At 70.9% G+C, this 12,646-nt stretch carries 11 protein-coding genes; 9 read left to right on the top strand and 2 right to left on the bottom strand.

Annotation, left to right across the window (positions count from 1 at the left end):
* The first annotated feature begins 34 nt into the window (after window positions 1-34).
* The 4 genes from R2J76_RS05745 to R2J76_RS05730 are packed head-to-tail and all read left to right on the top strand — an operon-like array spanning window position 35 to window position 5,630.
* On the top strand, window positions 35-1,852 hold the full coding sequence (locus R2J76_RS05745) for an acyl-CoA dehydrogenase (protein ID WP_316414852.1): 1,818 nt from the start codon (window positions 35-37) through the stop codon (window positions 1,850-1,852).
* A 2-nt stretch (window positions 1,853-1,854) separates the two neighbouring features.
* Window positions 1,855-3,879 (top strand): (Fe-S)-binding protein, encoded by a 2,025-nt coding sequence (locus R2J76_RS05740; RefSeq protein ID WP_316414851.1) that lies wholly within the window; start codon window positions 1,855-1,857, stop codon window positions 3,877-3,879.
* 15 nt (window positions 3,880-3,894) lie between these two features.
* A complete protein-coding gene (locus R2J76_RS05735; RefSeq protein ID WP_316414850.1) occupies window positions 3,895-4,662 on the top strand; it encodes an electron transfer flavoprotein subunit beta/FixA family protein in 768 nt (255 codons plus the stop codon).
* Window positions 4,662-5,630: an electron transfer flavoprotein subunit alpha/FixB family protein gene (locus R2J76_RS05730; RefSeq protein WP_316415886.1), complete on the top strand. Its 969-nt coding sequence runs from the start codon at window positions 4,662-4,664 to the stop codon at window positions 5,628-5,630. Before R2J76_RS05735 ends, R2J76_RS05730 begins: the two co-directional genes overlap by 1 nt.
* A 276-nt stretch (window positions 5,631-5,906) precedes the next feature.
* Here R2J76_RS05730 and R2J76_RS05725 read toward each other — a convergent pair whose 3' ends face one another.
* Complete coding sequence (locus tag R2J76_RS05725) at window positions 5,907-7,463, bottom strand: M64 family metallopeptidase (RefSeq protein WP_316414849.1); 1,557 nt, start codon at window positions 7,461-7,463, stop codon at window positions 5,907-5,909.
* Window positions 7,464-7,650: 187 nt separating this feature from the next.
* Between R2J76_RS05725 and R2J76_RS05720 the strand changes: the two genes are divergently transcribed.
* From R2J76_RS05720 to R2J76_RS05700, 5 genes are all read left to right on the top strand, one after another.
* Window positions 7,651-8,013 carry a c-type cytochrome gene (locus R2J76_RS05720; protein ID WP_316414848.1) on the top strand — a complete coding sequence of 121 codons (363 nt, stop codon included), beginning with the start codon at window positions 7,651-7,653 and terminating at the stop codon, window positions 8,011-8,013.
* A gap of 5 nt (window positions 8,014-8,018) precedes the next feature.
* Window positions 8,019-8,489, top strand: a complete 471-nt coding sequence (locus R2J76_RS05715; protein ID WP_316414847.1) for a DUF2231 domain-containing protein — start codon at window positions 8,019-8,021, stop codon at window positions 8,487-8,489.
* Window positions 8,486-9,262, top strand: a complete 777-nt coding sequence (locus tag R2J76_RS05710; protein WP_316414846.1) for a DUF5777 family beta-barrel protein — start codon at window positions 8,486-8,488, stop codon at window positions 9,260-9,262. Before R2J76_RS05715 ends, R2J76_RS05710 begins: the two co-directional genes overlap by 4 nt.
* A 70-nt stretch (window positions 9,263-9,332) precedes the next feature.
* Window positions 9,333-10,592, top strand: a complete 1,260-nt coding sequence (locus R2J76_RS05705; RefSeq protein ID WP_316414845.1) for a CHRD domain-containing protein — start codon at window positions 9,333-9,335, stop codon at window positions 10,590-10,592.
* A 25-nt stretch (window positions 10,593-10,617) separates the two neighbouring features.
* Entirely contained in the window at window positions 10,618-11,094 is a 477-nt protein-coding gene (locus R2J76_RS05700; RefSeq protein WP_316414844.1) for a QcrA and Rieske domain-containing protein, read from the top strand.
* 3 nt (window positions 11,095-11,097) lie between these two features.
* On the opposite strand, the gene R2J76_RS05695 is transcribed toward R2J76_RS05700, so the two are convergent.
* Window positions 11,098-12,576: an aminotransferase-like domain-containing protein gene (locus R2J76_RS05695; RefSeq protein ID WP_316414843.1), complete on the bottom strand. Its 1,479-nt coding sequence runs from the start codon at window positions 12,574-12,576 to the stop codon at window positions 11,098-11,100.
* Window positions 12,577-12,646 lie beyond the last annotated feature (70 nt).

The following is a 12,646-nucleotide window of genomic DNA, read 5'->3' as shown; positions in this document are numbered from 1 at the left end:
TTCCAGCAGGTTTCCTCACCCATACGGAGGCACTATGGCCCAGATTCTCGCGGACCGCAGGGATATCGATTTCGTCCTTCACGAGCAGCTGAAGGTGGAATCCCTCAGCGGACACGAACGCTTCGCGGACTTCTCCCGCAAGTCCATCGACCTGATCATCAACGAAGCCAGGAACCTGGCCGTGAAGGAGATCCTGCCCACCCAGGTGGACGGGGACCGCGTCGGCGCCCGGTTCGAAGGGGGCAAGGTCCGGGTTCCCGAATCCTTCCACAAGGCCTGGAAGGCCCTGCGGGCCGGGGACTGGCTGGCCATGACCGAGGACCCGGAATGGGGGGGCCAGGGCATGCCCCGGGTGGTGGCCACGGCGGCCTCCGACTACCTCATGGGGGCCAACTTCGCCTTCATGATGCACGGCGGGCTCACCCACGGGGCCGGCAAGCTCATCGAGACCTTCGGCACCGACACCCAGAAGCGCCTCTATCTCAAGAAGCTGTTCACCGGGGAGTGGGCCGGCACCATGCTCCTCACCGAGCCCGAGGCGGGCTCGGACGTGGGCGCCCTCACCACCACCGCCACCCCCAACCCCGACGGCACCTACACCATCACCGGGAACAAGATCTTCATCTCCGGCGGCGAGCACGACCTCACCCCCAACATCATCCATCCGGTGCTGGCCCGCATCGAGGGGGCCCCGGCGGGCACCGCCGGGATCTCGCTCTTCGTGGTGCCCAAGATCCGCGTGAACGACGACGGCAGCCTCGGGGAGCCCAACGACGTGGTGTGCACCGGCATCGAGGAGAAGATGGGCATCCACGGCAACGCCACCTGCTCCATCGCCCTGGGCGGCAAGGGCGGGTGCCGGGGCACGCTCCTGGGGGAGGCCAACAAGGGCATGCGGGCCATGTTCATGATGATGAACGACGCCCGGCTCATGGTGGGCAACCAGGGCCTCAGCTGCGCCAGCCCCTCGTACCTGTATGCCGTGAACTATGCCCGAACCCGCCACCAGGGCCGTCACCTGCTCAAGATGATGGACAAGAGCGCCCCGGCCGTGCCCATCATCCAGCACCCCGACGTGCGCCGCATGCTCATGCTCATGAAGGTCTACGTGGAGGGCTTCCGCAGCCTTTTCTACTACCTCGCCCACAACTCGGACCGCATCGCCGTCTCGGACGACGCCGACGAGAAGCTCCGCATCCAGGGCATCATCGATTTCCTCATCCCCATCGCCAAGGGCTACGTCACCGAGCGCTGCTTCGACGTGTGCAGCCTGGGCGTGCAGGTCTACGGCGGCTACGGCTACATCCGCGAGTACCCCATGGAGCAGCTCCTCCGGGACTGCCGCATCACCGCCATCTACGAGGGCACCAACGGCATCCAGGCCATGGACCTCCTGGGCCGCAAGCTGGGCCAGAACCAGGGCCGGCCCGTCATGGACCTGTTCGAGGAGATGCGCGGGACCCTGGCCGCGGCCCGGGACGTGGAGCGCGCGGCCCCCATGGCCGAGGCCCTGGAACCCGCCCTGATCCGCCTGGAGGAGGTGGCCCGGCACATGGGCACCACCGCCCTCTACGGCGACCTCCTCACGGCCTCCGCCCACGCCCACCCCTTCATGGAGGTGTGCGGGGACGTGGTGGTGGGGTGGCAGCTCCTGTGGCGGGCCAAGGTCGCCGCCGAGGCCCTGGCCGCGGGCGCCAAGGAGAAGGACGCCGCCTTCTACGAAGGCCAGATCCGGAGCGCCCAGTTCTTCAACGCGGTCCTCCTCCCCGTCGCCCTGGGCCGCATGGACGCGATCCTCTCCGGCTGCGCCATCGCGGTGGAGATGCCCGAGGACGCCTTCGGCGCGAAGTGAACATGACCCCATTCTCCCCGGCCACCTCGACCCTGGCGGGCCTTCCCGCCTGGCTCCTCTTCATCCTCATCCCCCTCGCGGGCCTTTCCGTCTTCGCCTGGATCATCCGCAAGCGCCTGGAGCCCCTGCTCCGGGCCGCCCCGGATCCCCGGCGCGGCCAGACCGGGGCCCGGCTCTTCCTGGTCCTCAAGATCTGGCTCGCCCAGTGGCGGCACCCCCGCTACCTCCTGGCCGGCGTCCTGCACATCATCCTCTTCTTCGGGTTCCTGGTCCTGGGGGCCCGGTCCTTCCAGCTGGTGTTCCTGGGCATCTTCGACGGATTCACCCTGCCGGGCTTCGGCCACGCCTACGACGTGCTCAAGGACTACGCCTCCACCGCCACCTTCCTGGCAGTGGCCACCCTGGCGGTGCGCCGCGCCGCCTTCAGGCCGGAGCGCTACGCGGTGCCGGAGTCCATGGGCAAGGACCACACCCCCGAGGCCCTCCTCATCCTGGGCCTCATCCTCACCCTGCTCCTGTCCGAGAGCCTCTTCGAGGGCAGCCTCCTGGCGGCCACGGGCGGCGCCGCCTCGCCCCTGACCCTGGCCTGGGCCTTCCGCCACGCCCTGGCCGCGGCCCCCCTGCCCGTCCTGGGCCACCTGAACCTGGCCGGGTACGTCATCCACGACCTCACCTTCTTCCTCTTCCTGTGCTTCCTGCCCCTGGGCAAGCATTTCCACGTCATCACGTCGCTGTTCAACGTGTTCTGGATGCGGGTGGGCACCGGCAACGTCAAGCCCGTGCGCCACGGGGTGGACGAGGCCCACCTCGACGAGATCAAGTCCTTCGGGGTCAAGACCTTCGAGGACTTCACCTGGAAGCACATGCTGGACTTCTACAGCTGCGCGGACTGCGGGCGCTGCTCCGACCGGTGCCCGGCCAATTTCGTCAAGCGCCCCCTCTCCCCCCGCTTCATCAGCATCAAGGCCCGGGACTACGCCTTCTCCCACTACCCGCTCCTGGGCGAGGCCGTGGCCGGCAAGCCCCTGGTGGGCAGCATCTTCAGCGAGGACGAGATCTGGAGCTGCACCACCTGCGGCGCCTGCGAGGAGGAATGCCCCCTGGGCATCGAGTACGTGGACAAGATCGTGGACCTCCGCCGGGGCATGGTGGACGAGGGCCTGGTGCCCCAGTCCATGCAGAAGCCCCTGAGCGCCCTGGAGAAGCGCGGCAACCCCTGGGGCAAGCTGGAGAAGAAGCGCGCCGACTGGACCGCGGACGCGGGGGTGCCCGTCAAGCAGGTGGACGCAGGCGACACCGCCCCGACCCTCTACTTCGTGGACAGCATCAGCAGCTACGACGACCGCATGCAGAAGATCGCCCAGGCCTCGGCCCGCATCCTGGCCAAGGCGGAGGTGGACTTCGTGGTGCTGGGCAAGGAGGAGAAGGACAGCGGCCACGACGTGCGGCGCTTCGGGGAGGAGATGCTCTTCCAGAGCCTGAAGGACCACAACACCGAAGGCATCCGCGCCTCCCAGGCCACCCGCATCGTCACCAACGACCCCCACGCCCTCAACGCCCTCAGGAACGACTACTCCGGGATCCCGCCCGTGCAGCACATGAGCGAGCTCATCGCCGCGGGCCTGGAAAGCGGCAAGCTGCGCATGAAGGCCCCCGCCGACGGCCGCACCTACACCTACCACGACCCCTGCTACCTGGGGCGCCACAACGGCGTCTACGACCCGCCCCGCAACGCCCTGGACGCCATTCCCGGCCTCAAGCGCGTGGAGATGGAGGGGAACTGCCGGGACCGGTCCTTCTGCTGCGGCGGAGGCGGCCTCATGCTCTTCTACGAGCCCCAGGAGGAAAAGCGCATGGGCGTGGTGCGGGTGGAGATGGCCCGCAAGGCCGGGGCCGACGTGATCGTCACCGCCTGCCCCTACTGCCTCACCAACATCGAGGACGCCATCAAGGTGGCCGGCCTCGAAGGCAAGATGGAAGCCATCGACCTGTGCGAGCTGGTCGACGGCCACCTTCAGAACGACTGACCCCGGAGGAGCCGAATGGAGATCCTGGTTTGCGTGAAACGCGTTCCCGACGCCGCGGAGAACGAGATCGTCGTGGAGGGCGGCGCCCTCCGCGCCGACGACCTCGTGTACTCCGTGAACGAATGGGACAACTACGCGGTGGAGGAGGCGATCCAGATCGTCGAAAGGGAGGGCGGCAGCGTCACCGTCGTCACCGTGGGCGACGGGGATTCCGAGGAGGTGCTGCGCCGCGAGATGGCCATGGGCGCCAACCAGGGCCTGCTGCTCAGCGATCCGGCCTTCGCCGGCGCCGACGGCCTGGGCCTGGCCACCATCCTGGCCGCCGCGGTGCGCAAGGGAACCTACGACCTGGTCCTCACCGGGGCCCTGGCCGACGACGGCGCCGCCCAGGTGGGCGGGATGCTGGCGGCGCTCCTGGACTGGCCCTTCGCGTCCCTCGTGAACAGCATCGAGGTGAAGGGGGGCCTCCTGCGGGTGGGCCGCGAGATCGAAGGGGGCACCCAGGAGGTGAGCGAGATCGACCTGCCCTGCGTCCTCTCCATCCAGACCGGCATCAACGAGCCCCGGTACGTGGGCCTCCGGGGCATCCGCAAGGTGGCCTCCGTGGAGCTGCCCGTCCTGGACGCCGCGGCCCTGGGCGTGGCGCCGCCGCCCGCCAGGGTCCGCCGCGTCGACTACTTCGTGCCGCCGGCGGGGGCCGGGGCGGACATGCTCACCGGGACCACGGCCGAACTGGCCGGGCAGCTGGTGGGGCTCCTGAAGGCCAAGGGAGGGCTCAAGTGATGGACAACGTCTTCGCATTCCTCGCCCACGCCGGCGGCAGGCTGGACGACTCCGCCCTGGAGCTCCTCGGCGCCGCCCGGGCCCTCTTCCCCGGCGCCGCCCCCATCGCCCTGGCGGCGGGCTCCGGAGCCTCCCTGGACGCCGCCTGCCAGGAGGCCGCCGCCTCCTTCGCCGAGGTGTGGAAATTCGACCAGGAGGCCCTGGCCTACCCCAACGCCGAACTCCTCCGGCCCCTCCTGGCCCGCGTCCTGCCCCCCGGCGCCATCGTGCTCCTGCCCCACAGCACCCTGGGCATGGACCTGGGCCCCGGGCTCTCCGTGAAGCTGGGCGCGGCCTACCTCCCCGACGTGGTGGACGGCGCCGCCGCCGCGGGCACCACCCTCGAGGCCGTGCGCCAGGAATTCGGCGGCCAGGTCTCGTCCCACGTGGCCTGCGACCTGTCCGCGGGCGCCGTGGTCACCCTGCGCTCCGGGGCCTTCAAGGCCGACGCGTCCCGGTCGGCGGCGGGCAGGGTCGTGGACCGCTCCGCAGAGGCCGCGGGCCTCACCGCGCGGCGGCGCTTCCTCGAACGGGTCCAGGCCGAGGCCGGGGACATCGACATCACCCGGGAGGAGGTGCTGGTGTCCGTGGGCCGGGGCATCGGCGACAAGGAGAACATCGCCCTGGTGGAGGAACTGGCCGAGGCCATGGGCGCCGCGCTCTGCTGCTCCCGCCCCATCGTGGACGCCAAGTGGCTGGAGAAGCCCCGGCAGGTGGGCACCTCGGGCCAGACGGTGAAGCCCAAGGTCTACCTGGCCCTGGGCATCAGCGGCTCCTTCCAGCACCTGGGCGGCATCAAGGGCAACCCCTTCCTGGTGGCCGTGAACAAGAACCCCAAGGCCCCCATCTTCCAGGCCGCCAGCGTGGGGATCGTGGCCGACCTGCTGGAGCTGGTGCCCGAACTGACGGAACGCATCCGGAAAGGCTAGGGATCGAAATAGCAGAACCGGATTGGCACGAACCCATCGGCTCGGCGCATGGTGTAGTGAGGTAAGGCTTCGCGTCTACGCACAAACCCGTCGCGCTGCGAATGCCAAGAAAAATATAAACGCTGGGGCGCAGAGGTCTCGCTGGGGCGTTGGGTAAAAAAAGGCAAATCACCCCAGCGCCCCAGCGAGACCTCTGCGCCCCAGCGTTTGATTTTTTCCTTGGATCCTCCGACCCGCCCCGGACCCTCCGTTCCGATCTTCACCCCGCCCCCATTTTCAATAAGCGGGTCGCACGCCTTCCCCCAAGGGCACCGTTCCCAACCGGACCCGCGGCGCCCCCTCCACCTTCCGGAAGAGGGCCAGTTCCCCGTCCTCCACCCAGGGAATTCGAACCAGGAAGGAAACCGGCCGGCCGTCCTCCATCCAGCGGCCCTGGATCCGGCCGGATTCCCCGGGGTGCTGGAATTCGCCGCGCAGGGGGGAGGGGTCCTCCAATCCCGTGCGGAACTGCACGTCGCCCCCGGGACCGACGACTTCGGCCTGCCATGCCCCCCGCCCCGCGTCCGGCGGCAACGGCAGGTCTACGACCCGGCGCTCCGCCACCTGGAAGCCCCTGGGCGTGCGGACGAGGCGCAGCACCAGATGCCGGGCAGGTTCCACCCTCGCGGCCTGCGGGGACCCGAAGGTCCAGGTCTGGACGGCCGTCAAACGCTCCAAGCCCTCCCGCACCAGGGGCGTGGTGTCGGTCACGGTGGCGGTGACCGTGTGGTTGCCCTGGAGCGGGGCCGGGAGGACCAGGGTGTCGCCGTCCCCCGCCACCGCCGCGCCATCCACCGCCCAGGCCACCCGGACCGTGTCCGGCACAGGCACCGGTCGCGCCACGGAAAGGCGAAGGGGGTTGGCGGCAAGGGGGGTGATGGGAGGATCCAGGGGGCGGACCCGGTCGTAGATCCGGCGCACGATGGCCTCGCTGCACACTTCGCAGAAACCGTCGCCCAGGGACCGCATGCGGCAGGCCTGGCGGGGCCTGAAGACGCCGGTGTCGTGGAAGTAGGCCCCCTCGAAGAGGCCCAGCCCGGGCACGCCGGCCGGGGTGGGCAGGGGCACTCCAGGGGCGATCCAGCTCCGCCACTTGATCTGGTCCGGATCCCGGCGGGCCGTCACATTGGGGAAGGCTTCGAGGGTGGCGGGCAGGGCGCTGGTGTCGCCACACTGGTACTCGTCGGCCAGCCCGCCGAAGGCGTGTCCGAGTTCGTGCAGGGCGATGAGCCCGGAGGCCGGGTTGGCGGAGAAGACGGGCACCGCTCCGCCGGACCCGCCGTACTTGGAATCATTCACCAGCACGAGGGCGACCGTGCACTCGGGTGCCAGGGCCATGGCCAGGGCCAGGACCCGGGCATTATCCACCACCAGCAGGCGATAGTCCGGCGCAACACCCTCGGGGCTGGCGTTCCGGAAGGTGGCCCCCAGGACGGTATCCCGGGTCACGCCCAAGCCGTGGCTGCCGTTGGAGGCGCCGTCCTGGGGGGAAACCACGTGCACAACCTTGACGTTGAAATAGGAGGCGTAGTTGGCGAAGGGCGGCGTCCCCACGAAGGTGGCCAGCCAGTTCCGGGCGTCCCGGGACAACTTCGCCTGGTCCTCAGCGCGGTAGCCATCCCCCAGCAGCACCACATGGATACGGTTCGCGGGGTCCCCGCTCCGTTGCAGGTCCTCCACCTGGGAGGCCAGCGCGGAGGCAGGAAGGTTGGCCGCCGGGTCCTCCCGACCGGGGCCGGCGCAGCCCGCCAGGAGGAGCAGGGCGACTAGGCTGGCCTTCAGGATCCAGGTCATGGGGCCTCGGGGAACGGATTCCCGGCCCCGCCTGGGTACCGGCACTTCCCTTGATCGGCAGGTCCGCGCCGGACCTCCGTCACAACCGGAGGGTCCGGAAATTGAAAACCGGATCTGGTGGCCCCCGCCGGAAACCGGAACCTGGGGGTGCGGGGGAGGACAAGCCCCCGAATCCCAGGAGGTTACCGTGACCAGCCTGTTGGGCCTCGCCCTGTGCGCGGCCGTGGTCCAGACCGCGCCCCCCGACCGGCCCCTTCCGGTTCTGCGGCACCTGTATGCGGAGAACTGCGCCCGCTGCCACGGCCTGGATGGTTCCGCCCGGTCGCCGGAAGGAACCCGGTTGAAGGGGCTGGATTTCACCTCCGCCCGGGACATGGAGGGCAGGACGGACCAGGAGATGGCCCAGGCCATCGCCTCCGGGCTGTTTTTCGGCCTCCGGATGCCCGCGTTCCGTTCCACGTTCTCCGAAACCGAGATCAGGACCCTGATCCGGGAGGTCCTTCGCAAGGCCCGCAGGGGGCGTCCCCTGGACGAACCCGCGGAACGGTGAGCGCCATGCTGCCCTGGAACCACCTCCATCCCCTGATCGTCCACTTCCCCATCGCCCTGCTTACCACGGCCCCCGCCGTGGTCCTGTTCGGGCTGCTCTGGCCCGCCCAGCGCCCGGGCATCCACGCCACCGCCCTGGCCCTGCTCGTCCTGGGCACCCTCACCGCGGGGGCGGCCCTGGTGACCGGGGAGGCCGGCGCGGCCCTGGCCCAGCGGACACCGGCCCTGCGGGCCGCCGTTGCCCGGCACGAGCAGATGGCCCAGGGCGCCGCCTTGGCCTTCGCGCTCCTGACCGCCTCCTTCGGGGCGCTCCACCTGGGCCCCTGGTGGACCCGGGCACCCCGCGGGGCCATGGCCCTCTGCGCCCTTTGGCTCGGTCTGTCGGCCCTGGGCGTGCTGCAGCTCACCCTAGCCGCCCATTTGGGCGGACGCATGGTCCACCTGTTGGGCCTCCACGCCACCCCGGAGTCGCCATGACCCTTCGCCCCCTGTTTCTCGCCTGCCTGCTAGGCCTGCCTTCCCGGGCGTCCGATGTGCCCCTGGGCCTGAACCTGCCCACGGCGGACCGCCTGGAGAACTGGGATCTGGCCGTGCGGTTCACCCACCGGTTCCTGGAACCCGCCCGGGGCGCCAGCAAGGACTTCTACGGCCTGGACGGGGCCAACGTGGCGGGCCTGGGCCTCGATGCCGGCATCGGCGCGGTGCCCGGCCTCAACGCCCAGGTCTACCGGACCTCCGACGGCAAGACCCTGGTGCTGGCCCTGCAGCAGCACCTCCTGGGCACGCCGTGGATCCGCATGGCCCTGCGGGCGGAGCGCTTCGACGAGACCGTCAAGCGGACCCCCCTGCCCCTGGGCACCGTGGGCATTTCCGGCGCCGCCTTCCAGGCCCCCACGGAAGTGCAGGCCGGTTCCCGGGTCACGGTCCTCCTGGTGCCCACCTGGCTGTCCCGCACCAGCACCGTGGATTCCGGGCTCTTCACCCTGGCGGGGGGCCTCCGCTGGCAGATGGCGCCCCGGCACGCCCTGCTGGCGGAGTACTACCCCCGGCCCTCGCGCCTGGATCCGGAGCACTACCAGGCCGGTTCCTCCCTGGGCTACCGCTTCGCCACCCGGGGCCACCGGTTCACGCTCCTGGCCACCAGCGCCACCGGCACCACCGCCCACCAGGTCCTGGGCGGCGACTACGGCGGCGGCCCCCGCAGCGTCAACCACTGGACCCTGGGCTTCAACATCGTCCGGATCTTCTAGTCCACCCGCCGCTCCGGCGGCATCAACCCCGGCACCCGGTGCCGGACCACGTTCGCATTCAGGAGGTCCTATGTTCCAGACGCACCCGAATCCCTTTTCCCGGCGGCCCTGGGCCGTGGCCCTGGGCGGGCTGACCCTCGCGGCGGCCCTGGCCTGCGGCGGCGGAGGCGGCGGCTCTTCCGCGCCCCCCCCTCCTCCCCCGCCTCCGCCCCCGGCTCCCTTCCTCAGCGGCGCCTCGCTGGACGGCGCCTCCGAGGTGCCCCCCGTCTCCTCCACGGCCACGGCCAGCGGTTCCGTCCGGGTCGACCCCGCCACGATGATCATCACGGGCGGCGTCGTCTCCACGGGCATCGCAGGCACCCAGGCCCACATCCATGACGGCGCGGCCGGGGTATCGGGGCCCGTGGTCATCCCCCTGAGCGGCGGCGCCGGCGGGGTCTGGACCATCGCCGCGAACACGGTTCTCACCAGCGCCCAGTACGCCAGCCTCCAGGCCGGCAACTACTATTTCAACATCCACAGCGCCAGCAATCCGGGTGGGGAGATCCGCGGGCAGATCGCCCTGACGACCCGCTTCGCCTCCCTGGACGGCACCCAGGAGACGCCGGCCACCGGGAGCGCGGCCACCGGCATCGGCGTGCTGTCGGTGAACGCCGCCACGGGCGTATCCTACGGCTCCATCCTCACCCAGGGCCTCACGGGGGTGGCCTCCCACGTGCACGACGGCGCCCTGGGCGCCGCCGGCCCCGTGATCCTGCCGCTCCAGGACGCCGGCGGGGGCACCTGGGCCCTGCCCTCCGGTTCCACGCTCACCGCGGCCCAGGTGACGACCTTCCTGGCGGGGGGCCTCTACGGCAACGTGCACAGCGTGGCCTTTCCCAACGGCGAGATCCGCGGTCAGTTCAACCTGGCCAGCCCCCTGGTGCGGAGCACCACGCTCAGCGGCGCATCCGAAGTCCCGGCGAACGCCTCCACGGCCACCGGCACGGGGACCTTCGCCCTCGACCCCAGGACCCTCGAGCTCAGGGCCGGAGTCGTCACGTCCGGCGTGACCGGGGTGGCCGCGCACATCCACATCGGCGCGTCCGGAGTCGCCGGCGCGGTCATCATCCCGCTCATCCAGGACGCCGATGGGGCCTGGGTGACGCCCGCGGGGACCTTCCTCACCTCCGACCAGTTCGCCAGCCTGCGCAACGGCGGCCTCTATGTGAACGTGCACAGCGCAGCCTTCCCAAACGGCGAGATCCGCGGCCAGATCCCCGGCGACTCCGGCTCCCCCGCCGGCGGTGGCGGGACCGGTGGCGGCGGCGGAACCGGCGGCGGCTACTGATACCCCTTCCCCCCCTGGAGGCCCCATGTCCCAGAATTCCTTCTCCACGCCCATGCAACGCAGGACCTTCTGCCTGGGAGCCCTGGCCGCCGCGGCCACCCTCGGGTGCGGCGGCGGAGGGGGCGGAATGACCGCGGCCCCGCCCCCGCCGCCACCGCCCTCCGGCGCGCTGCAGACGACGGACACCCGCAGCGGCCTCCTGGCCGAGCCCGTCCCCACCACCCGCGACTACCGGAACCTTGGCAACTTCCTGCTGATCCGGGACTCCGGCGGCATCTACGCCATGACGGCCATCTGCACCCACATGGGCTGCACCGTGGGCCTGCCCGCGGGTTCCCAGATCACCTGCCCCTGCCACGGCAGCGTCTACGACCTCGGCGGCGGGAACCTGCAGGGTCCCGCGGTGTCGCCCCTGGTCCACCTGGAGGTGACGGAGGCCACGCCGGGGGGCCTCCTCGTCGTGAACACCCTCAAGACCGTCGCGGCTTCGGTGCGCATCTGACCTTCAGGGGGCCAGGCTCCTGGCCTCCTTCAGGGCCGCGGCCATGCGGGTGCACGCCTCGTTCTGCTCGTCCAGGGTGTGCCCCGCGAAGCCGAGGCAGAAGTAGGGGATCTCGCGACGGTGGAAGTCGTACAGGTGCCCCGGATAGAAGATCACGCCCCGGGCGAGGCACCGCTCGGTCCAGAGGGCCAGGGGCACGTCCTCGGCCACCTTGACCCACAGCGAGAGGCCTTCCCGGGGATTCCGCACCTGGATGGCGGGGTCCAGGTGCAGCAGGAGCCGGTCCACCATGGTCTCCCGGCGCTCCTCGGTGATCTTGCGCGTCCGCCTCAGGTGGCGCACCACCTCGCCGTCCCGCAGGATCTCCTCGATGGCCGCCTCCTGCACCTGGTTTCCGGGCCAGTCCACCAGTTGCCGCTGCTGGGCGAGGACCTTGATGAGGTCCGCCGGGCCCGCGAGGAACCCCACCTGCAGCCCCGGGGCCAGGATCTGCTCCAGACCGCCGAAGTACAGCACCCGGCCATGGGGATCGTCGCTGGCCAGAGGCAGGCTCGGATTCTTCTCCCGGTGGAAGCCCAGGGAGGGATCCCCCTCCAGGATGCGGAAGCCGTGGACCCGGGACAGCTCCAGGAGGCGCCGGCGGCGCTGGGGGTCCAGGATCACCTGGGTGGGATGCTGGGGGCTGGCGGTGAGGTGCAGGAGCCTCAGGTCCTCCCTCACCAGCAGGGCCTCCAGCGCCTCCACATCCAGGCCGCGGGCGTCCACCGGCACGGGGAAGACCCGGGCCCCCGCGGCCCGGAAGGCCTCCGCCACCCGGAAGAAGCCCGGGTCCTCCACCGCCACCGCGTCCCCCGGAGCGAAGAGCACCCGGCACACGAGGTTCAGGGTGCTCATGAGGCCCCGGGTGAGGACGAGGTTGCCCGCGTCCACCGCCAGGCCGCGGAGGTCCCGCAGCATCTGGCACAGGGAGGCGCGCAGCTCCAGGAGTCCCCGCGGGTCCCAGGCGGGCTGGAGGAGGCGCTCCGGGTGCAGCTTCAGGATGCGCCCGTAGGCGCGGTGGATGGCCGCGGTGGGCGCCAGTCGCAGGTCGGGCAGGTCGGGTATGAGGCGGAAGGTGTCCAGGGCCGCCGCCGGCGGCTGGTAGAAGGGCTCGTTCCTGCGGGAGGCGCGCTTCCAGGAGGCCGAGTCCTGGGCGGCGATCCCCGCGTCCCCCTCCACGGAGAAGGGGAAGGTGTCGGCCACGAAGGTGCCGCTGTCCGGCGCGACCCGGATCCAGCCCTCGGCCTCCAGTTCCTTGTATGCGGCCAGCGCGGTGGTGCGGTTCACGCCCAGCAGTTCCGCCAGCCCCCGGGTGCCGGGCAGGGCGTCCCCGGGCTTGAAGCGCCCCCTGCGGATGCCCGCCTCCAGGGCCTTCACGATCTGGAGGTAGAGAGGATCCTTGTGGGTCCGGTCCAGACTGATCGCGAGATCCCAGCCGTCCATGCGCCCTCCGGGGTGCCCCAGCATCCGGCGGCGGCCCCGCCGCCGTCAAGGGCGCCTTGCGGGGCCGGCG

Origin of the sequence: Mesoterricola silvestris (assembly GCF_030295405.1) — a bacterium.
GTDB lineage: Bacteria > Acidobacteriota > Holophagae > Holophagales > Holophagaceae > Mesoterricola > Mesoterricola silvestris.
The sequence above is the reverse complement of the archived record's forward strand: the minus strand, read 5'-3'. Positions and strand labels throughout refer to the sequence as shown.